This is a genomic window from Armatimonadota bacterium (genome assembly GCA_017993055.1).
Lineage (GTDB): Bacteria > Armatimonadota > UBA5829 > DTJY01 > DTJY01 > JAGONM01.
The window spans coordinates 1-20,651 of sequence record JAGONM010000007.1 but is presented as its reverse complement, the minus strand read 5'-3'; the positions used below and the strand labels follow the sequence as shown (position 1 = coordinate 20,651).

At 61.7% G+C, this 20,651-nt stretch carries 17 protein-coding genes; 7 read left to right on the top strand and 10 right to left on the bottom strand.

Features of this window, described 5'->3' with window-relative positions:
* The first annotated feature begins 1 nt into the window (after position 1).
* From KBC96_04360 to KBC96_04335, 6 genes are read left to right on the top strand one after another with little or no spacing between them, the layout of a single operon-like run.
* Positions 2–736, top strand: coding sequence for an amidohydrolase family protein (locus KBC96_04360; GenBank protein ID MBP6963623.1), 735 nt, complete (start codon positions 2–4; stop codon positions 734–736).
* A complete protein-coding gene (locus KBC96_04355) occupies positions 733–1,500 on the top strand; it encodes an amidohydrolase family protein (protein MBP6963622.1) in 768 nt (255 codons plus the stop codon). The genes KBC96_04360 and KBC96_04355 overlap by 4 nt, the downstream gene beginning before the upstream one ends.
* Positions 1,501–1,532: 32 nt before the next feature.
* Positions 1,533–2,597 (top strand): Gfo/Idh/MocA family oxidoreductase, encoded by a 1,065-nt coding sequence (locus KBC96_04350; protein MBP6963621.1) that lies wholly within the window; start codon positions 1,533–1,535, stop codon positions 2,595–2,597.
* Positions 2,598–2,636: 39 nt separating this feature from the next.
* The gene (locus tag KBC96_04345; GenBank protein MBP6963620.1) at positions 2,637–4,997 is read left to right on the top strand and encodes a hypothetical protein; all 2,361 of its coding nucleotides are present in this window, start codon (positions 2,637–2,639) and stop codon (positions 4,995–4,997) included.
* Positions 4,994–6,658, top strand: coding sequence for an N-acetylmuramoyl-L-alanine amidase (locus KBC96_04340; protein MBP6963619.1), 1,665 nt, complete (start codon positions 4,994–4,996; stop codon positions 6,656–6,658). The genes KBC96_04345 and KBC96_04340 overlap by 4 nt, the downstream gene beginning before the upstream one ends.
* A 9-nt stretch (positions 6,659–6,667) precedes the next feature.
* Positions 6,668–7,879, top strand: a complete 1,212-nt coding sequence (locus KBC96_04335; protein ID MBP6963618.1) for a Gfo/Idh/MocA family oxidoreductase — start codon at positions 6,668–6,670, stop codon at positions 7,877–7,879.
* Between the two features lie 18 nt (positions 7,880–7,897).
* On the opposite strand, the gene KBC96_04330 is transcribed toward KBC96_04335, so the two are convergent.
* Both KBC96_04330 and KBC96_04325 read right to left on the bottom strand, forming a co-directional pair.
* Positions 7,898–8,755: a family 43 glycosylhydrolase gene (locus tag KBC96_04330; GenBank protein MBP6963617.1), complete on the bottom strand. Its 858-nt coding sequence runs from the start codon at positions 8,753–8,755 to the stop codon at positions 7,898–7,900.
* Between the two features lie 49 nt (positions 8,756–8,804).
* Positions 8,805–10,070, bottom strand: coding sequence for a metallophosphoesterase family protein (locus tag KBC96_04325; protein ID MBP6963616.1), 1,266 nt, complete (start codon positions 10,068–10,070; stop codon positions 8,805–8,807).
* Positions 10,071–10,224: 154 nt separating this feature from the next.
* Here KBC96_04325 and KBC96_04320 point away from each other — a divergent pair, with 154 nt between their 5' ends.
* Positions 10,225–12,807, top strand: coding sequence for a hypothetical protein (locus KBC96_04320; protein ID MBP6963615.1), 2,583 nt, complete (start codon positions 10,225–10,227; stop codon positions 12,805–12,807).
* 5 nt (positions 12,808–12,812) lie between these two features.
* On the opposite strand, the gene KBC96_04315 is transcribed toward KBC96_04320, so the two are convergent.
* The 8 genes from KBC96_04315 to KBC96_04280 all read right to left on the bottom strand — a co-directional run bounded on the left by KBC96_04315 (position 12,813) and on the right by KBC96_04280 (position 20,426).
* Positions 12,813–14,111 (bottom strand): RICIN domain-containing protein, encoded by a 1,299-nt coding sequence (locus KBC96_04315; GenBank protein ID MBP6963614.1) that lies wholly within the window; start codon positions 14,109–14,111, stop codon positions 12,813–12,815.
* A 16-nt stretch (positions 14,112–14,127) separates the two neighbouring features.
* Positions 14,128–15,768 (bottom strand): family 10 glycosylhydrolase, encoded by a 1,641-nt coding sequence (locus KBC96_04310; protein ID MBP6963613.1) that lies wholly within the window; start codon positions 15,766–15,768, stop codon positions 14,128–14,130.
* Between the two features lie 96 nt (positions 15,769–15,864).
* Positions 15,865–16,530, bottom strand: coding sequence for a phosphate signaling complex protein PhoU (gene phoU, locus KBC96_04305; protein MBP6963612.1), 666 nt, complete (start codon positions 16,528–16,530; stop codon positions 15,865–15,867).
* Between the two features lie 12 nt (positions 16,531–16,542).
* A complete protein-coding gene (gene pstB / locus KBC96_04300) occupies positions 16,543–17,322 on the bottom strand; it encodes a phosphate ABC transporter ATP-binding protein (GenBank protein ID MBP6963611.1) in 780 nt (259 codons plus the stop codon).
* A gap of 26 nt (positions 17,323–17,348) precedes the next feature.
* A complete protein-coding gene (gene pstA, locus KBC96_04295; protein ID MBP6963610.1) occupies positions 17,349–18,185 on the bottom strand; it encodes a phosphate ABC transporter permease PstA in 837 nt (278 codons plus the stop codon).
* Between the two features lie 3 nt (positions 18,186–18,188).
* Positions 18,189–19,085, bottom strand: coding sequence for a phosphate ABC transporter permease subunit PstC (gene pstC, locus KBC96_04290; GenBank protein MBP6963609.1), 897 nt, complete (start codon positions 19,083–19,085; stop codon positions 18,189–18,191).
* Complete coding sequence (locus KBC96_04285) at positions 19,085–19,522, bottom strand: arsenate reductase ArsC (GenBank protein MBP6963608.1); 438 nt, start codon at positions 19,520–19,522, stop codon at positions 19,085–19,087. The genes pstC and KBC96_04285 overlap by 1 nt, the downstream gene beginning before the upstream one ends.
* Positions 19,523–19,532: 10 nt before the next feature.
* The gene (locus tag KBC96_04280) at positions 19,533–20,426 is read right to left on the bottom strand and encodes a phosphate ABC transporter substrate-binding protein (GenBank protein ID MBP6963607.1); all 894 of its coding nucleotides are present in this window, start codon (positions 20,424–20,426) and stop codon (positions 19,533–19,535) included.
* Between the last annotated feature and the right edge of the window lie 225 nt (positions 20,427–20,651).

Sequence of the window (20,651 nt, the reverse complement as noted above, 5' to 3'; positions counted from 1 at the left end):
GATGAGGATACTGGACGCCCATTGCCACATCGGTGCGGGGTTGACCTGCTCGCACGAGCCCGAGGATCTTCTTCGGACAATGGACGCGCATCGCGTCGAGGCAGCCGTGATCGTTCCTGTTGACAGGTTTCTGGCAGTCTACAATCGTGAGGGGAACGATCTGGTTCTTCAAGCGGCCAGGGAACGCCCGGACCGTTTCATCCCGTTCGCCACGGTGAACCCTTGGTACGGGGAGCAAGCCCTCTACGAACTGGATCGGGCATTGGACTCGGGAGCATCGGGGCTGAAGCTGCACCCCGCCATTCAGGGATTCCAGATCACCGATGCGATTGGTTTTCCCGTTGTGGAACGGGCAGTAAGTCGGGGGAAGCCCGTCTATTTCCACACCGGGACCGCCGTCAGTTCGTCGCCGTTTCAGCTTACCGAGCTTGCGTTGCGGTATCCGGAGGGGACATTCATCATGGGACACGCGGCCTACGCGGACTACTGGAACGATGTGGCCGCCTCTGTGAGCGCGGTGCGGAACATCTACGTCGAGACCTCCCTGCACCTGCCGGTCTTCATCCGCGATCTGGTGAGCCGGGTCGGGGCTGACCGTATCGTCTACGGCTCGGACTCGCCGAGCGCGGACATGGCAGTCGAGATCGAGAAGATCACCCGATATGTGAACGATGCCGGCGATCTGGAGCGCATCTTGGGCCTGAACCTGGACGGCATTCTTAGAGACGGAAGATGAGTGCGATTGACTTCCACTGTCACTACGGGAACTGGGGCGGGGAGCCTTACCCTGAGGGTTCACCGGAGAGGATACTCGATCTGTTCGCTCGGCACGGCGTGAGCGGGGCGCTGATATCTCCTCTGAATGCGCTCTTCTCCGGATGCGCCGACCACGGGGCGGAGAACGACCGGGTGTTTAAGTACTGCAGCCGCGCGCCGGGACGTCTGTTTGCCGCCATGACCGTCAACCCTCTGATGGGACAGGCCGCCCTCGCCGAGATCAGACGCTGCAAGACCGAGCACGATGTGAAGGTGCTGAAGCTCCACCCCTGGCTTCAGGGATTTCCGATCGCTTCGCCGGAGATGGACTCCGTTGCGGCCCTGTGCAGGGGTATGGGCATCGCGATCATGTTCCACGATGGCACTCCTATGTACACGCATCCCCTGCAGCTCGCGCGATTGTGCAGGGACTTTCCGGGTCTGACCGTGATCTCCGGCCATTCGGGACTGGGAGACCTCTGGCGAGAAGCGATGCTCGCCGCGCAGAGATACCCCGACTTCATTCTCTGCCTCTGCGGCCCGCGCGAGGCTGCCATGCGCGAGATCGTGGGGACCATTCCGCCGGAGCAGATATGCGTCGGCTCGGATTTCTTTGCCTCGAACGCGGACGACTGCGTGATCTGGTTTCGCTGGGCGAGTTTCCGCGCAGTCGAGATTCGTGAGGAGACACGGCGGATCATCGAGGTAACGACACCTCTCAGGATCTTGGGGTGCGGGACCTGAACCTGGGGTTAGATCGCAGACGGAGGTGCAACATGTCCAGAATAAACGTCGGCGTCATTGGCTATGGCTTGCGGAGTTCTTCGCTAATTGCGGTCCTGGGGCAGTTCAAGGAGGTCCGACTCGCCGCTATCGCCGACACCAGCCCTTCTGCCCTCAAGAGAGCGACGGCAGATCACCCCGGCGTCGAGACGTTCGCCGACCACAGCGCTATGCTCGATTCCGGCAGAGTCGAGGCGGTTCTGATCGAATCGCCGCCTCCCACGCATGCGTCCTGCGCGATTGATGCGATGCAGAGGGGCATCCACGTCCTCAGCGATGTCCCGGCGGTTCATACGATCGAAGAGGCTCGCATGCTCTGGGACGCCGGCTGGAAGACGCACGCTGTCTACATGCTCGGCGCGACCACGAACTTCTGGGCCTATGTTGACGCCTGCCTCGACATGAAGAAGAAGGGCCTGCTGGGCGATCCTTTCTACCTGGAGGCGGAGTACGTTGCGGATCTCGGGAATCTCCCGGAGTTGACTCCGTGGCGAAAGCACTACGAGCCGATACGATACTGCACGCACTCCCTCGGCCCGGTGCTCAAGTGGATTGACGAGGACCTGGCGGAGGTATCGTGCTTCAGCACGGGCGGCCGCGTTCGGAAGGACCCGAAGGACAACGATGCGATGGTCGCGATCTTCAGGACCAGGTCCGGTATCGTTGTGAAGCTGCTGACCTGTTTCGTGAACCGCCATCCCGTTCCGTATCACCGATACGTCTGCCAGGGGACGAAGGGCTACTTCGAGAAGACCCAGCCTCTCGCCGGGGGTGAGTGCCAGGTGTTGCTCTCGACCGATCAGGTCTACGGGATGCGCGGGCTGACGGAGCTTCCGGTTACCGAGAAGCACCCGGAGCACGCGCACGAAGTCGGCTTGGGCGGTCACGGCGGTGCCGACGGCCTGATGATCGCCGACTTCCTGGCGGCGGTCGCCGGCGACAAACAGCCGGAAGTCAATATGCGCGAAGCGATCCGCATGAGCCTTCCGGGACTCTATGCGCTGGAGTCCGCGCGCGCCGGTGGGCAGCTCACGAAGATATCCTATCCGTGGGAGTGAGCGCCCCGCACTCATGTTCTTGATCGAGGAGAAGCCGAAATGACGAATAGAACGCTGCTCGCCGGAGCGCTGATCATGCTCTGCTTCGGAGCAGTCTGCGCACAGGAGGGGAAGATGAATACCGTCGAGCCGAACATCGAGATCGCCAAAACGTGGTGGGACGACATGGAGAAGAAGTGGACCGTCGTCGGGTGGCCGGAGCACCGCACTAGGTTCAATGTCTTCTACGATGGGACGCTGGCCAACTACTTCGCATTTCATCACCACGCGACGGCTCGCTCGGGCTCGCGGCCGGATATTCAGGAGCCGTTCGCCCAGTTCGCATTCATCCCCGCCGGGAGCATTGGCGAGGTCACGAAGCCGGCCTATAACATCGCCCAGGACTACCACGACGTGGTCCAGGGATGGGCCGACTGCGAGACGCCGGTCCTCTGGAGCGAGTGGGCGTGGCACGGGTATCTCCTTCGTTCGCAGGTGTTCGCCCACGTTCCCGGCGGGCAAGAGCTGACTCGGGGCGACGAGCCGCTCTTCGCTTGGGTACGGCTCTCGGTCCACTACGCCTCCCAGGGGCTTCCGCTCGAGCAGACGCCCGGCTTCGGCATCAGGATCAATTCCTTCGCCGTCAATGCCTCGATGGAGGTAAAGCACAACCTGAACACCCTCAACGCCAAGCCGAAGTATCCGCGCGAACTCGCCGCCGATGACACATTTCATGTGATCGAACCCGACGGACGGGTGCGGATCGCTCTCGTGCCCGGAGCAGCCGTCAAGGCCGAGTTCAGAGCCGGGGCTCCCTCTGCGGACGACAGTCTCCTCTACGTCCAGCTTCCACCGAAGCAGGGATCCTGCGTCGATCTCTTGGTCCCGATGCTCCCGACCGACCGAGTGACCTTCGACAAGGAACTCGCCCTGGGATACGACGGCGCCTTGAAGGAAGCCGAGGCCTTCTGGACGAAGACATTGCCCGCCGCGAAGTTCGAGGTCGCCGAGGACTACATCACCCAGGCGATCAGGCGTAACGCACAGATCAGCCGCATCACCTCCGAGAAGTGGCCGGACGCCGGGACCTACGTCATGACCGGTGGGTTTGGGTACGGGATCGCCTGCTGGGGCACTCCGGTCTGCACGGCGATAGTTCGCTTCCTGGACCCTCTGGGATATCACTCGGTCGTGGAGGAATACCTCAAGCCGTTCAAGGATGCCCAGGGCAGGGTGATTCCCCCCGGTGACGGACTGAAACAGCATCCCGGCTACCTCGGCGTTCCCCCCGAGACGGCGATCATCAACTGGCTGCCCGATCACGGCGCGATCCTCTGGACGATGGCCGAGCACGGGCTTCTCACCCACGACGCGAAGTTCATCGAGGAGTACACGCCGGTGATCGTGAAGGCGTGCGAGTGGATCCGCGATGCCCGGCGGACGGCCGTCGAGGGCGCGGTGCCGGGTATCATGCCGCCGGCGGGGGCGTCGGACGACGAGTCGCACATCCAGAACTGCTGGACCGACGGCTGGATCTACAAGGGGCTCACCTCCGCCGTCGACTTCCTCAAGATGACCGGCAACCCGCGCGCCGCCGAGTTCGAGGCCGAGGCGAGGGAGTACAAGGCGACGTTCCGGAAGGCGTTCCGCGCGAAGGCGAAGACGACGGCGACATGGACCGACGACAAGGGGAAGGTGCGCCACATGGTCCCGTTCTCGCTCTCTAAGGAGCAGGACTGGCAGTGGCGATTCCTATTCTACCTGGACACCGGGCCGATGCACCTGGTGTTCTCGGAGTTGATGGATGCCTCCGACCCGTTGATGAGAGATGCGGTCGCATGGTATCGCGAGGGCCCGCCGTCGAAGATGTACCGTGAGTATGGCGATCTCACCCACGTGCCGTCGCTCAGGTACGAAATGTCGAGTTGGGAGTGCTGCTACAGCTGGAACGTCTATCACAACTGGCAGCTCGGCGACCGCCGGCACTTCCTGGAGGGGCTGTATTCGCAGTTCGCCGGCGCAATGTCGCAGCAGACCTACACCGTCTGCGAATCCCGAGGCGGGATAACGTCGGGCATCTTCTGGATTCCAGGGTTTCAAATCGCGCGCTTGGCGGTGATTGACGATGAGATCGAGGAAGGCAAGCTCCATCTCCTCCGCCTCTGTCCGCTCGCCTGGCTCGAGGGGAAGGGCTCGAACTTCGAGAACATTCCGACCCGTTTCGGCCCGGTTGATCTGCACATCAGGCTCAACCCCGCCGGAGACCAACTGCAGGTGTCATATTTCGCCCGTCCTCCTTCCGCGTTCCGCACTCCACGTTCCACGATTCTGCACATCCCGCCGGTCCCCGGCCTGAAGAGCATCATGCTGAACGGCAATGCGCTCAAGTGGGACCGACATACATCGGAGGTACGATTGTGATTCTGACTCATACGCTTACTCTTGCCGCGGTGCTGTCCGCATGCCTCGTGGCATCTGCCCAGGAGATTCCGAAGATCTATCTCAACCCCAGCGACCAGACCGGCAATTGGAGCCCGGACAGGACGTACAATGAGGCTGAGGCCATGCAGGACGTTGCCCGCCGTCTCGAAGGCAAGCTGAACGCGAGGGGCTTCGGCGTCCGCAACTCGAACGGCGCGACGATGAGGGAATCGTGCGAGGCCGCCAACGCGTGGCCTGCGGACATCTTCATATCCCTGCACACGAACGCTCGCGGGGGCGAGGGGTGGGGGACGCCGCGCGGTACGCTCACCCTCTATTATCAGCCGCGAGAGGGCGAGCCCAATCCGATCAGCATTGAGCTTGCTCAGCGCTGTATGGACAAGTGCGTCGAGAAGTACATCACTCACGGCGTCGGGCATCCATTTGGCGTTCGAGCGGACCTGCCGTTCCTCAACTTCAACCTCTACGTCCTGCGCCGCACGAACATGCCCGGCACGCTCGTCGAAGGTCTGTTCCACGACAACGAGGCCGACACCGCAGTCCTGAAGACCGAGGAGGGTCGGGACGCTTACGCGCAGGGAGTATACGAGGCGGTTTGCGATTACTTCGGATGGAGTTACTACCCGGACGCGCCGATTCTCCATCCGGCCGGCCCGGTAGCGAACGACTCGACGGGCAACCTCGCTCTAGTGGTTCGCGGCGCGAAGGGTGATGTGCGTGTGATCAGGCAGACGGGCATCAGCGGCGCGTGGCCGGACACTTGGACCGACCTTGGCGGTTTGATCGAGGGTGAGCCGGTGATTGCTCGGAATCCGCAGGACAGGTTGCAGGCATTCGCCAGGGGCCGTGACGGGCGGATCCGGCACAAAGTTCAATCATCTGCCGGGAGCGATCGCTGGAATGGCTGGTACGATCTGGGTGGGAGCGCGGGCTCCGATCCCGTGGTAGGGATTGACGACGAACGAAGGCTCATCGTCTTTGCCGTGGGCTTGGACGGGCATCTGCGGTACAGGATGCAGCGTTCGGTAAGGAGCGCGCTGCAGTGGGAGGATTGGAGCGATCTCGGTGGTAAGGTGGTCGGCAGACTCTCGGTCTGCGCTGACGCGGACGGGCGACTCACGGTCGCATGCCGGGCCCCAGGGCACGGACTCATTGTAGCATCTCAGTCTGGCGACGATTGGGTCGTGTCGAACGATCAGGACGACCTGGTCGCGAGCGACCCTGTCCTGGCGAGAGATCGAGAGGGCCGAGTTATCGTCTTCTGCCTCGGGTCCGGCGGACGAGTGCTGGCTAAGAACGGAGGAGTCTGGGACGACCTCGGCGGCTCGTTCGCATCCGGCCCGGTCGCTGTCACCGGCACCGACGGGCGCGTCGAGTTGTTCGCTGTCGATTCGGGCGGCGCGGTATCCCATAGCTCGGAGGATTCCGACGGCAACTGGACCGACTGGCGATCGCTGGGCGGAGCGTTCGCGGGAGGTCTCGCGGCCGGACGCAACCTAGACGGCCGAATCGTGATCTTCGCGCGGAGAGCGGATGGTAGTGTGCAGTACCGCGTCCAGCGCGAGCCGGGCAAGAGCACCATCTGGGACGGTTGGTATCCCCTCGGCGAGACCCCCGACACCTCGTCGAACACGCAGTGAGGATAAGACATGCATACAAGAAGGGAGTTTCTGAGGCGGAGTGGAATCGCACTCGCGGGAGTCGCTCTGGCGACTGAGTTGGTCGGCGCGGAGGAGGAGAGACGCATGGACAAGAAGATCAGGATCGGCGTGGTCGGCGGCGGATTCGGGGCCGCGTTCCACTGGCATCTCGACCCGAACTGTGTCGTCGAGGCGGTGAGCGATCTCAGGGAGGACAGGCGCAAGCATCTCCAGGACGTCTACCGTTGCAACAAGCCCTACAGCTCCCTGGAAGAGCTGATCAAGGACAAGGACGTTGATGCAGTCGCGGTCTTCACCGGCGCGCCGGACCACGTGAAGCACGCCGTCGCATGCATGAACGCCGGCAAGCACGTGATTTCGGCCGTTCCCGCCTGCATCTCTCTCGATCAGGCCGAGGAGCTGCTCGCCGCCCAGAAGAAGACCGGCCTCACCTACATGATGGCCGAGACCAGCTACTATCATCCCGTCTTCATCTCGGCCCGCAAGCTCTATGCAGAGGGCAAGTTCGGAGACATCTACTACACAGAGGCCGAGTACCACCATGCGGGGATGGAGTACGTGCTCTGGACGGACGAACAGCGCGGGCACACTTGGCGCTGGGCCTACCCGCCGATGCTCTACCCGACCCACTGCACTTCGTTCCTGGTCGGGCTGACCGGTGAGCGGCTGACGGAAGTCTCATGCATCGGCTGGGGCGACGGCGACCCGATCATGGACGGCAATCCGTACGAGAACCGGTTCTGGAACGAAACCGCGCTCTTCAAGACCGACCGAGGCAACGCCTTCCGCGTCTCGATCAACTGGCGAGGCGCGTTCGGAGGGTGCGAACGGGCGCAGTGGTATGGCAGCAGGATGAGCCTCTTCGAGCCGGACCCGAACGGCGTCGGGCCGGTCATCCGGAGGGCGACGCACGAGTTCGCAAAGGATGGCGCGGGGTACGATGTTCAGCAGGCGACATTCGAGCCGTATGCCGTGCCGAACTGGGCGGAACAGCTTCTACCCGAGCCGATGCGCGTCGGTGGCGGACATGAGGGCGCCGAGCCGTTCCTGACGCACGAGTTCATAGACGCGCTGGTGAACGACCGGAAGCCTGCGATTGACATCCACGAGGCGCTGGCGTACACCGTGCCGGGGACCATCGCGCACAAGTCGGCTGTCGAGGGCGGCAAGCAGATGAAGGTCCCTAGCTTCGATCGGTAGACGACGGCGTGGACGATCCTATTCGGCCGCCAGTCCGTTCTCTGTCTCGCGAACGGAGATGAACCTCGGTCGCGTCGGTCCCCCGTTTGGGGCGTGTAGAACAAGCATCAGTTCACCTTCGAAGGTGCGGAAGACCATGCCGTGTCCGCCGTCCTCTGCGAAGAGAGGGTCCGCCTCCTGTCTCCACGGCCCGGTGATCTGCCCGGATTCCGAGCGCGCCACGCCTTGCGTGTACCCGCCTATGCCGAAGCTCGACCAGAGCATGAGGAGCCTTCCTTCATTCGCTCGATGCAGGAACGGGCCGTCGGTAACGTATGTCGCCCCTCTGTTCACCCACTGAGCTTCCGAAGCCCGGAAGAGCACGATCGGTTTGCCGAGCGGATATTTCAGGCCGTCGGTCAGCCGCAGGGCGCAGATCTCACCGTCACCGACCTGCTCCCACTCGCGGCAGAAGAGGATCCACGGTTTGCCGTCGTCGTCCACGAAGAGCGTCCCGTCGAGGCACTGCCATCCGTGCGGGGTGATAGGCCGGTTCGTCAGAGGCTTGAACGGGCCTCGGGGGCCGTCCGAGACGAGTATGTGGCAGGCTCGCCGTCTCGTATCGGAGCTGAAGGTGCCGAATAGATGGTACTTACCCCGGTATCGGTGGACCTCCGGCGCCCAGTAGGTCTTCGTTCCCCAGAAACCCATGCTCGCCCCGAAGACCCTGATCGGCCCTTCCCACTCCTTCAAGTCGCTGCTCGTGTATGCCTCGAAGCACGGACCGCCTTGTCCGTCCGGCATGGCGCGCGTGGTGCCGTACAAATAGTATCTTCCTTCCTCCGCTACAGGAAGGACGAAAGGATCTCGAATCCCGATGTCTTCCGTCTTGAGCATGGCTTGTGCCTCTGCGGCGATGCACAGCATCAGGGCCAGCGCGGCTGTTCTAGTCTGTCTCGCCCGAGGACAGGTGGTCGGAGGTCGTGTCATTCGTCTTGTCAATGCAGAAGTCGTCTATCAGCGTCCCGTCTTGTTTGACGGTTGTGACCGTGAGCCTGTCGCTCGCGACGCGGACGACGAGATAGTTCGGCTGATCGAGCGGATTGAAGAAGAATGAGTTCCATTCCCGCTTGCTGAGGTTCTTGTAGGTCTTCTCGCCGCTTCGTCCGGTGACGAAGTAGACCGTCCCTTGGGACGGCTTCTCCATCCTCATCCCATTCCGGAGCGGCCAGGTACGTCCGATTCCGTGATCGTGGCCGTTGAACACGAGGTCAACCCCGTGCTGTTCGAGCGTGGGCGAGAAGGCCCCTCTCAGTTCCTCGTTCGTGCGCCCGTCCTTCACCTCCCAGGGAGCCTTGTGAAAGAAAGCGATCTTCCAGATTGCTTTGGAGGCCGACAGGTCGGAGTCGAGCCACTTCCGAGTCGCATCCAGGCTGTCACCCTTGGCCTTCTCGGTGTCCAGCACCACGAAGTGCGCCTGCCCGTAGTCGTATGAGTAAACCCGGCTCTTCAGCCCCTCGGGACCGTTCTGCGGGACGGGGAACTGCCTGGTCGCGTACGAAGGTCCGCCCCCGCCGGCGTACTCATGGTTTCCGAGGACAGGCATCTCAGGGATCGCGTCGATCACTCCGGTCGCAGCCGCGAACCAGCAGTTCCAATGTTCGGCGCTCTGGCCGGTGTTGACGAGGTCGCCGACGTTCACCATGAACTTCGCGGTCGGGTTCGCCCTGTAAGCGTTCTGCACGGTCGTCCGCCACTGCCCATACGGATTGTCGCCGGAGGTACTGCTCTGGCTGTCGCCGAACACGAGGAACTTGAACGCCCGCGGTTTCGGTGCCGCAGTAGTGAAACGGCGGAACGGGCTCCAATGCTCGCCGTCCCCGACTCGGTATGAGTATCTCGTGCTCGCGGACAGGCCGGTTAGTGCCGCAGTGAATAGCCTGCACTTTCCGAGGTCGGTATCGAAGTCCGCGGCGGTAGCGTTAGCCTGCGTCGCTCTCGATCCCACCTGGAGCTGGACGAGCCCCGTCGTCACGGAAGGATCGGTTCTCCAGGTGATCGTCATACTCGTTGCCGGGTCGCCCGTCCATGTGAGCGTGACGTGGTCGGGAACGGCCGTCGCGCCGTTTGACTTGTCCTGGCCGATATTCGGGGAAGTCAGTGCCAGGGCAAGGACCGCCGCGAACATCAGGCGCGTGAATGTGCGCTTCATGTGTGCCTCCTTATCTCCACTCACTCTTACTTGCCGTGCCGGTGTATTCCTGCAGTTCTCGCGCCCTTGATTTCGAGAAGCAGGTAACTCGGCCTCTTCGTATGGAATAACCATGAAGGGCGACAGTCGCCGACTATCCGTGGAGGAAGCACCCATGCAGTTCAGACTTCGCGCAACCGCCGTCACCTCGGTCTTTCTCGCCTGTTTCGCTTCGGCACTCTGCTTCGGGGCCGCCGCCCCGCCGAGCCCTTGGGGGCAGGTGAAGGTGGACGCCCTGCTACCTGATCGGCGGCAGAGAGATTCCGACTGCCAAACGCGTCTCCAGCAGTGGTTCATGGGCAAGATCAGGCACTACCAGCAGGTCCTGGATGACACGGCCATCGGGAAGGCCACCCCCAAGATCGTGAACCTCGGCGACTGGAGCGGCTTCTTCAAGACGCTCCTTGCCCCGCCGACCGGCACGGGAACCACCACGATCACATTCGCGACCGTCGGCGCTCCCAGCACGATGGAAGACACGGCGGAGATCATATTCCCCCAGGGCGCGTCGGATGCTTACATAGACGGCCACCCGGATACGTGCTTTCACGAGTTCCAGCACGTCATCGTCCTTGCGAGTGAGCGGAGCGGGAGACCCGTGGCGATTCCCCGCTCGCCGTGGATGATCTACGCCAAGCCCGGAGATAACAGGAACGAAGAGCATATCTACATGGAGGGCCTCGCAGAGTACACCGTGGAGTGGCTCGACCTGTTGCTTCATGATAGGTCGGCCCTCACCGGCGGCGCGGCCGTGGGATTCGAGAAACACGCGCGAGACGCATACGAGCAGATGAAGCAGTACTCTGCGCGCGGCGAGTCGCTCAGCTACGCTGTGGAGAACTTCTGTTGGGCCAAGGCGCACGACGCCTACTGCCGCGCCTGGGAGCAGGCCGGTAAGAACGTCGCTCCCCTTCCTCTGAATTTCCGACAGGACTATGAGCAGATATGCGGGGTTCATATCGGCTTCGTCGAGGAGATCATCAAGTTCTATATGGACGGCGGGTTGAAGGCGGCCGACGGCAAGCCGATCAAGGTCCCGGAGTGGGTGATGAACCCCGATCCGATGAAGAGCGCCGTCATCGTCGGGCATCTGAATGAGGGCAAGAACATCAGCGGCGACCTGCTCCGTTTCGGTTTCGATGTGCGCGTGATGGAGAACTACAGGATCAAGGAGCGCAGTGATTCGCTCAACCACGGGAAGGTACTGATAGCGCTTGACAACGCCGACGCAGACACGACCATCGAGCTGTCGGTTGACGGCAAGCCGATCAAGCGGAGCGGGGCTTCCGGAAAGATAGACCTCGCCGGGTTCAAGCGGACCGGCACGATTCGGGTCACGCTCGTTCGAAACAAGTTGTCGAGCTTCCGAGGTGTCAGGCGCTATCACATCTCAGTGCAGTACGAGCCCGATCCCCGGATGGTGGATGGTGTGCAGAAGCCGCCGTTCTATCTCTCGTCGAAGGCGGTCTACTACGTGGACGTGACCGGATCGGGTAAGGCGTCGGTGCCTGCCCCGCCTGCGACGAGCGCGCCCGGTGCGTCGTCCGCCGCGGCTCCCAAGACGCCCAAAGGGGCATGGCGGCTCGACGGCGTCGTGAAGGGTAAGAAGTTCGACGACTTCCTCAGCAACCAGAACATCACGGGCGATGCGGCCGTGGATGACACTACCGCCGAGATCAGTGCGCAGCAGAACATTGACGGTAGGCCGCCCAGGATAGTGAAGTGGCATCGTGTGCACACATGGACGCACCCCGGGACGACGCTGACTCCCGACACGAAGGTGCCGGTGACGATCACCGTGACGCAGGACGGTGATATGGGCGGACCTTGGACCACGCTGGAAGCCTGGGTAGAGCCCCCTACCGGACACGTGAGCTTCGGGTTGTTCGATCACCCTACGTCGGGAGGCAAGGACTCGTCCGGGGGATCAGCCTCTCTCGACCAGACCAAGTCCACCGAGAGCAAGACGATTCAGATGCCGATACCCGAAGGACGTCCCGGAGACAAGCTGATCGTCCGGTTCAAGACCCTCAGCAGCCCGATGACCGTAGAGGTGGACTTCCGCTACGTATGGGAGCCGATCGCCTCCGACTCCTCTCCCGGGAAGGCCGATGCGACGCTTGTGGCCGAGGAGCCTCAGCCCGAACCTGAACCGCCGGGTATGGACAACGTCCCGCCGGGACCCGGAGAAGTCGTGAAGATACCTGTGACAAAAGAGACGCCGCCGCCAACCAAGCCGGACAAGCCCAAGTCGCCTGAGCAGTGGTACACTCATCCTTCGGGCGACTACAAGTTCAAGGTTTCCCCAGGCTGGAAGGTATTCGCCAAGCAGTTCTTTGATGAGAAGGACGCCGGCTACGATACGCTCTTCCCGTCGGATGAGGGGATGGCCGTCATCTGCGCGCGCGACTTCACGGATAACGGGAGCAAGACCGCCGATACCGTGCTGAACAACTTCGCCGCCAAGATGCTGAAGGACAGTCCTTCCGCCCAGAGCGCACGCGTCAAGTTCGGGATGGCCGAGGCCGTGCAGATCGCCGACTGGGACAAGGACACGGGTGTGATGACATGGAACATCGGCGTGTTCCACAAGGGCCGCAGCTACTTCATCTCGGTGGCCATGCCGTCCGAGTCAAAGCCGGCGAGGATTCCCGACCCTCCCGCATGGATGCTCGGCTCTCTGGTTACGATGAGGTGAAGCGACTATAGCACCAGCGAAGGTCGAAGGTCCCACTCATCCGTCCAGCCGGTGGATTCGTTGCTGACGCGAAAGAACCCGTCTTTCTCACGTGAGATTGCCCACCGCTGGCGGAAGTCCGTGCTGTCCCAGTTCTGGACGATGCCTGCGTCCGATGCCTCGATCGCTAGTCCGCTCTGGACCGCAATGATTCGGTATCGGTTCTTTCCCACGTGATAGAGCCAGAACAATCCGTTCGGTGCCCGTTCCGTCGAGCGTTTGACCAGTAGTGCCCCCGGTGCTCCCTCCTTTCCCTTCTCGATGCCGAGATGCCCACCCGAGCGGCTGATGATCCGGTACGCTCCGTCGCGAAGCAGTCCTCCCGGAACTACCGACACCTTCCTCGATGTCCACTCCCTGACCCTATCGTAGAGTGCACGGGGATTCAGCGCGCCGGTTTTGTCGCGGATCTGCCGCCCGAGTTCACAGTGAGATGTTTCCGAGATGCACCACTGGTTGCGCTCCGTGGGATCGTCGTACGAGCCGACGATTACGTAGTCCGGGTTGCTCTTCCTTGCCAGAGCGAAGTTGTAGTCGAGCCAGGCGATGGACTTCCGCCACATCACTCCGTCGGCGGGATTCCACCGGACCGCCGATGTCACGTACATCGAATCGTCGGACGGGATGCTTCCCATCCACGGCTCGAGCTGCCAGCCCCACTTGTTGATGCACGAATCCTCCCCGGAGGCCCACACCAGGCTGAACCGCGAGGTCTCCTCTTTCCCGACTACCCCTGGTGCGCCTCTGGGCGTGTATCGAGGGGCCATCTCGAGGTAAGCCCGGTACCAATCCCGGACCGCATAGCAGACGATCAACGGCTTGCCCCGGTACTGGAAGTAGGTCTCGGGGTGGGGCGCATCCGGTCCGGCGAAGTTCTTCCAGATGTCCGCGGCATGGCTCTCGAAGGAAGCCGTATTCCCACCGCTGTTCTCCGCGACGCAGAACTTCATGCCCCGCTCGGCGCAGAGCCTCTGGATGAGTCGAGAGCGGCCGTCCAGCCATCCCCAACCGTTCGTCAGGTCTGCGATCACGACGGTGACGCCCGCTGCCTTTATCCCGTCGAGATGAGCGCCGTACTGACTCTCATCCGACCAGTCGAGCGTCTTCCACTTGCCATTGACGAGGTTGCGAGTCGCATCCGGGTTCTTCTCGCTCCACCACGCCTGGTCGTGGCCGTACCATATCATGATCCACGTGGCGTAAGTCGTCGCGTGGCATGGGACCATCAATCCCATCAGGCACAAACCGATCAGCCATCGTTTCATTGCGCTTCCCAAACGCCTACTTCCCTGATCTCAGCACTAGTTCGAGCTCCGGGCTGATGTAGTGGCAGCAGAAGTATACCTGCCCGTTCGACCCTCGCTTAGCGCACATCTCGATCTGGCGCTGCACAACCTCTGCCGTCCTGGGGGCGGGCTTGCCCTCGACCATCCTGTAGATCGAGAGTCCCGGAATGATCTTGCTCTTCCAGCCCGGGATCTTCGTCCATTCATCGAACGCGGCCGAGAGCGCCGGATCGTCTACATACGCCATCGGGATCACGTAATCAATGATCCCTTCTCGAATCCACCGAGGCCATTCCTGGAGGACGCTCTCCCCCGATGCCTTCGTATAGAACACCGCGGCGGACACTACTACCGAGTGGCGGACCTTCTTCGCCGAACGGTAGACGTCCCGCACCACATCGGTCACCTTGTCCATCGGCCACTGCCGCCACGCGAGGTCCTGCTTCTCCATCTCCTCGACTGCCTTGGAATCGGCGGACATCGGCCTCGTGGGGTCATCGGTTACGGGGTTGATCGTCAGCCTCGAGTAGAAATACCCATGCGGCCGATCCATGCCGAGGATCGCGAGCAGATCGGGCTTCCCCTCCGCCAGTCCGTCGATCCACACCACGTTCATACCGGCGTCGACCAACTTGCGCAGGGCGGACGCTTCCTCGGCACTCCACAGGTATACGCAAGGCACTACCAGAATGTCATTCGCCGCACACTGATCGAGCTTCGACTCCATGGCCTTGACGCCGATACGGGCGAGCCACTCGGCGGCCCCGCTCCGCAGTCGGTCGCCGTAGCGCTTCTCGTTCAGCTCCGACACAAGCAGCCGGACGGTCTTCGTCTCCGATCCGTATGCCTTCAGCCTCGATGCCAGGAAGGAATCGAGCACGGGCGCGATGCTCTGTTCGGCATGCCAGTTGAAGAAGAGCGCTCGCCCATTCCCGAGCCGGTTCTCGACGATCGCCGGTATCCCGGTCCCGAACTTGGCGAGTGTCTCTGCCGTGGTGACGCCGTGCAGTGCGTTCGCGCTCACATCTATCCTGATCGGGAACTTCGTCCAGGTCGGTGGGGTGATCAACTCCTCGCCGGTCTCTTTGCGGAAGTTCTCGGTGGCCGACTTGCCGTATCCGAGTGAGACAGCCGGATAGCGGATGTAGTCGAAGTGAATGCCGTCGAGCTGGGGATAGTTCTTCACCGCGGAGACCATCAGGTCGCGTTGGAAGCGGCGGACATCCGGGTTCGTGAAGTCGAACCAGCTCACCAAGTTCCCCTGCGCGTCCGTGGCCATCCAGTCGGAATGCTTCGTCATGAAGTAGCCCTTGTCATCGCCGCCCGGCTCGCCGTTGACGTACCAGGCATGGACCTTCATGCCGCGCTTGTGGCCGGCCGTGATGCAGTAGCCCAGCGGGTCGAAGCCGTCCTTCACTTGGGGAGACATCGGACAGAACTCGGTCCGAAACCACGCCTGCTGGCGGTAGAAGATGAGGACGTAGATGTTGTCTATGCCCGACCGCTGCGCCTGGTCGAGCATCCTATCCGCCGTGGCCTTGTCAACCACGTTCTCTGGGTGCACCCACAGGCCGTTGATCGCCCAGCATGGGACTGATGCGACGGCGAGGACGAGGAGAGGCAGAATGATCTTCATGGTCAGCTCCTCTGAAGGTATTCGCTCCTCAACCTTCCGCGTGAGGGGCCGACTGTCCTCCCTGAGCGTCCCAGCGCCGTGGCTTCTCTATGAGGGCTAGTGCAGTTCGCGGAACTCGCCGGTCTCCATGTAGGCAATCCGCTCGCCGACGTTGGTGATGTGGTCCGCGATTCTCTCCAGATAACGGGCGACGAGGATCAGTTCCACCGCGCGGAGGGCGACCTCGGGCTTCTCCTCTATCATGACGATCATCGTATCGCGGACCTCCCGGTACAGGGCATCGACTTCATCGTCCTCGCGGGCGACTTCGGAGAGGGTGTCCACGTTACGGTTGACGAATCCCTGAAGCGATCCGTGCAGCATATTCTGCACGATCTGGGCCATTCGAGGTATCTTCACCAGCGGAGTGATCGGCTCCATCGGCGCGAGCTTCTTCGCTGCCTTGGCAATGTCCAGGGCGTAGTCGCCCATCCGCTCGACGTCCTTGATGATGTAGAGTCCGGCGGCGATGGTTCGCAGGTCCCGGGCCATCGGCTGCTGAAGCGCAAGGAGGTCCAGACATCGTTGCTCGATTGTAAGGTTGTACTCATCGACGATGTCATCCCTGGCAATGATCTCTTCCGCCAGCGCCGTATTCCGTTCGCGCAGAGCCTTGACCGACCCCGACAGCATATCCTCGACGACGCTCCCCATCTTCAGGATATCCTGTTTCATCTCCTGCAGCTCTTCGTCGAAGTTTCTTCTCGTATGTCCGGTATCCATCAATCCTCCGTCCTAGCCGAATCGTCCGGTGATGTAGTCCTCTGTCCGCTTGTCCGACGGCGTCGTGAACATCTTATTCGATCTGTCGAACTCAATCAACTCCCCGAGGAGGAAGAAGCCCGTGCATGCGGAGACCCGCGCGGCCTGCTGCATGTTGTGCGTGACGATGACTATGGTGATCTCCTTGCTCAAGTCGTGCATCAACTCCTCTATCTTGAGGGTCGAGATCGGATCGAGCGCCGATGCGGGCTCGTCCATCAGCATGATCTCCGGCTCGACGGCCAGCGCCCGGGCGATGCACAGCCTCTGCTGCTGTCCGCCGGATAGATCGAAGGCCGACTTGTGCAGGGCGTCCTTGACCTCATCCCAGATCGCGGCCCGCTTCAGGCTCTTCTCGACGATCTCGCGAAGAGCGCCGCGGTCCGTTATGCCGTGAACTCTCGGCCCGTAAGCCACGTTGTCGAAGATCGGCTTCGGGAATGGGTTCGGACGCTGGAATACCATCCCGATGTCTTTGCGAAGCTGCACCACGTCTGTGCCGGCCGAGTTGACATCGCGGCCCTCTATGAATATCTCGCCTGTCGTCCTGACGCATGGGATCAGGTCGTTCATCCGGTTGATCGCGCGCAGGAAAGTAGACTTGCCGCACCCGGAGGGTCCGATGAGAGCGGTGATTTCACGCAGCGGTATCTCAATGCTGACGTGCTTGAGCGCGTGGGTATCGGCGTACCAGACGTTGAGATCGCGGACGGAGATCGCGCTCTCCCGCTCCGCGTCAGTCGTCACTTCCATTGCTGCCTCTTCTCTGCCGAGCGTGCTTACCACTTCCTCGCCCTCCGATATCTGGTTCTGAGTGACGCCGCCACCAGGTTCATGCCCAGGACCAGTGTGAGCAGCACGAGCGCCGTTCCCCACTGGATCTTTGGTGAAGCGTTCGGGACCTGGGTCGAGATCACGTAGAGATGGTAAGGAAGCGCCATCGCCTGATCGTAGATCGAACGCGGCAGGTCCCGCTGGTAGAACGCTGCGACCGTGAACAGAATGGGCGCGGTCTCCCCCGCCGCTCGGCCCACCCCGAGAATCAGCCCCGTGATGATCCCTGACACGGCGTTCGGCAGGACCACCCTCACGGTCGTCTGCCACTTAGTTGCGCCGAGGGCCAGGCTGGCCTCCCGAAACGACTGCGGCACCGACGACAGTGCCTCCTCCGACGCGGTGATGACCACGGGCAGCGTCAGGATCGCGAGCGTCAGTGACCCTGACAGCAGTGACGCGCCGAAATGGAACAGCATCACGAATAACCCCAGCCCGAAGAGGCCGTAGACCACCGAAGGGACTCCCGCGAGGTTCACTATTGAGAGCCGAATAAGCCTCGTGAACTTTCCCGGTCTCGCATATTCCGAGAGGTATATGGCCGAGAGCACTCCCATCGGCAGGGCGAAGATGATAGTGCCGATGATGAGGTATACGGTCCCGACGATAGCCGGGAAGATGCCGCCTTCCCTCATCATGTTAATCGGGGGTTGCGAGATGAACGTCCAGTTGATCGCCGGAAGCCCGCGCGAGAGTAGCAAGTAGACCACTGCCAGTACCGGGGCCACCACGAAGACCGTGGACATACTTAGCAGCGCGAACACGAGCCTCTGCTTCCGCATCTGCTAACTACTCCGTCCCGATCTCTGAAGCGCGAGATCGGCAGTCAGGTTGATCAGGAATGTCATGCCGAATAGCACGATTCCGATGGCGAACAGCGAGTAATAGTGCGGCGTCCCCTGTGCAACCTCGCCCATCTCGGCGGCTATCGTGGCCGTCATTGTCCGGACCGGCTGAAGGAACGAATGCGGGATCACAGCGGCGTTGCCGGTGACCATCAGCACGGTCATGGTCTCTCCGATCGCACGGCCTATTCCGAGCATGACGGCGGCGATGATGCCGCTCTTCGCAGCCGGCACCGTCACGCCGGATATGGCCTGCCACGGAGTCGCGCCCAGAGCGAGCGCACCCGCCCCGTAGTCCCTGGGCACGGCGACGATCGCGTCCTCGGAGATGGATATGATCGTGGGCATCGCCATGAACGCCAGCATCACGGAGCCGGTCAGGGCGGTTAGGCCGGTCGGAAGGTCGAAGATGCTCTTGATGTACGGCCCGAGGACGACCATCCCGATAAACCCGATGACCACGGACGGTATCCCCGCCAACACCTCGACTGTAGGCTTGAGAACCTCTCGAACGCGTAGCGGGGCGACCTCGGCGAGGTAGACCGCCGACGCAATCCCTATGGGAACGGCGATCAGTATCGCCCCTGCCGTTACCAGGAGCGATCCGAGTATGAGCGGCAGAATCTGGAACTTGTCCGAGAGCGGATACCAGTCTCTGCCGAGAAGAAAGTCCGGAACCGTTACATGGCGAAACGTCGGAAGCCCGTCCCTCAGGAGAAACGCGAAGATGAGCACGACGATCGTGATCGTCATCGCGCCGCACAAGAGAATGATCCTCTCCATCGCCCACTCGCGGATACGGGCAAGACTCCTCCTGGCTGAATCTGGAGTCTGCATCAGGACGGCTCTCCTTGACTCACTTGGTCAGAGGTCTTGAAGCGTTCTACCAGTTCTTCGACTCGTGACGCGACCTCGTCGCGGATCTCCCGCACTTTCTCGATGGGCTGCCCGTTGGGATCGTCTAGCGCCCAGTCCTCGCTGGGGACAAGCGCTGCCGGGCAGACCGCGCCCTCAGCGGCATCCTCGAGGCTCACTCCGCAGCCCATAGTGATCACCAGATCGGCGGAATCAGCCATCTCGTCGGTCATGACCTTGGGGTGGTGACCGCTCATATCGTATCCAATCTCCCGCATAGCCTGTACGACCGCCGGGTTCAAACTGTCTCCTGGCAGCGTGCCGGCGGACTCGGCCTCGATGACACCGTTGCCGAGTCTTCTCGTGAACGCCTCCGCCATCTGGCTGCGGCCCGAGTTGTGAACGCAGACGAAGAGCACCTTCTTCACGTCAGATCTTCCTGATCGGCGCGAACCCGAGCTTGTCCACTATCTTCTGACCATCTTCGCTCAGCGCGAACTCCAGCAGGTTATTGATCTCGCCTTCGGGCTGTCCGTCGGTATACCAGTATAGCGGGCGGGAGATCGGATAGGTGCGGTCTATGGCAGCGCCGACGCTGGGCATAACAAACGGCCCCGCCACGGTCTTGGCGACCGCCACCGCTTTGTGTTTCTTGGGATCAACGTACCCGAGCCCCACGTAGCCGATGTCGGCCGTGTCGGTTGCCACCTGGGCCGCAACCGCCTCGGATGAAGGCATCATGAGCGCTGTTTTGGCATATTCCTCTGGACCTTTGTCATGGCCCTTTCTGACGACGTGCTCGAGGAAGAACACATGACTTCCACTGCTCTTATCGCGGGAGAGAATCACGATCTTCTCATCGCGGCCGCCTACCTGTTTCCAGTTGGTGATCTCTCCGGTGAAGATGTCCGAGAGCTGCTCAATGGTCAACTTGCTTACCGGATTCGCGGGGTGGACGATGATGCTTAGAGCATCGAGTGCAACCTCATGCTCGATGGGATCAACGCCGCGCTCCTTGGCCAATGCGATCTCTTCATCCTTCATCGGCCGCGAGCATTCGGCGATGTCCGTGGTTCCGTCTATCATCGCCGCTATGCCCGTCCCCGAGCCGCCGCCGGTCACCGCCACATTCGATCCGGGATTGGCGTTCATGTATGCCTCGGCCCATGCCTGGCCGAGATTCACCATCGTATCGGACCCCTTGATCTGAACCATCTTGGCACTGGGTCCTGTACTCTTTGCAGGTGGCTTTGCGCATCCTGTCAGAGCAAGAATCGCCGAGAACAACAGCACAGTCACGATTGGCTTTGCCTTGGCACGCATCTGTTTCCCCTCCTGGATCCGATTTCGACAGGTATCTGCCTGTCTCTCACACAATATACCCGATCGAGATTACAGAATGCTTACATGGCGCTTAACCTACAGGGCGAACGCATTTTGACATCTCCGAAGTAGTGGTAGGTACAATATTGAAGGAACCTACGCCTGAAGCCTTCGAAATGATAGGAAAACCGTATCATGGAGGTCAGCATGGCAGGTTTCTTCGAG

Bases quoted from the DNA above. Each gene is read 5' to 3' on its own strand.
- KBC96_04360 (MBP6963623.1), top strand. From the start codon at position 2: ATGAGGATACTGGACGCCCATTGCCACATCGGTGCGGGGTTGACCTGC.
- KBC96_04355 (MBP6963622.1), top strand. From the start codon at position 733: ATGAGTGCGATTGACTTCCACTGTCACTACGGGAACTGGGGCGGGGAG.
- KBC96_04350 (MBP6963621.1), top strand. From the start codon at position 1,533: ATGTCCAGAATAAACGTCGGCGTCATTGGCTATGGCTTGCGGAGTTCT.
- KBC96_04345 (MBP6963620.1), top strand. From the start codon at position 2,637: ATGACGAATAGAACGCTGCTCGCCGGAGCGCTGATCATGCTCTGCTTC.
- KBC96_04335 (MBP6963618.1), top strand. From the start codon at position 6,668: ATGCATACAAGAAGGGAGTTTCTGAGGCGGAGTGGAATCGCACTCGCG.
- KBC96_04330 (MBP6963617.1), bottom strand. From the start codon at position 8,755: ATGCTCAAGACGGAAGACATCGGGATTCGAGATCCTTTCGTCCTTCCT.
- KBC96_04325 (MBP6963616.1), bottom strand. From the start codon at position 10,070: ATGAAGCGCACATTCACGCGCCTGATGTTCGCGGCGGTCCTTGCCCTG.
- KBC96_04320 (MBP6963615.1), top strand. From the start codon at position 10,225: ATGCAGTTCAGACTTCGCGCAACCGCCGTCACCTCGGTCTTTCTCGCC.
- KBC96_04315 (MBP6963614.1), bottom strand. From the start codon at position 14,111: ATGAAACGATGGCTGATCGGTTTGTGCCTGATGGGATTGATGGTCCCA.
- KBC96_04310 (MBP6963613.1), bottom strand. From the start codon at position 15,768: ATGAAGATCATTCTGCCTCTCCTCGTCCTCGCCGTCGCATCAGTCCCA.
- phoU (MBP6963612.1), bottom strand. From the start codon at position 16,530: ATGGATACCGGACATACGAGAAGAAACTTCGACGAAGAGCTGCAGGAG.
- pstB (MBP6963611.1), bottom strand. From the start codon at position 17,322: ATGGAAGTGACGACTGACGCGGAGCGGGAGAGCGCGATCTCCGTCCGC.
- pstA (MBP6963610.1), bottom strand. From the start codon at position 18,185: ATGCGGAAGCAGAGGCTCGTGTTCGCGCTGCTAAGTATGTCCACGGTC.
- pstC (MBP6963609.1), bottom strand. From the start codon at position 19,085: ATGCAGACTCCAGATTCAGCCAGGAGGAGTCTTGCCCGTATCCGCGAG.
- KBC96_04280 (MBP6963607.1), bottom strand. From the start codon at position 20,426: ATGCGTGCCAAGGCAAAGCCAATCGTGACTGTGCTGTTGTTCTCGGCG.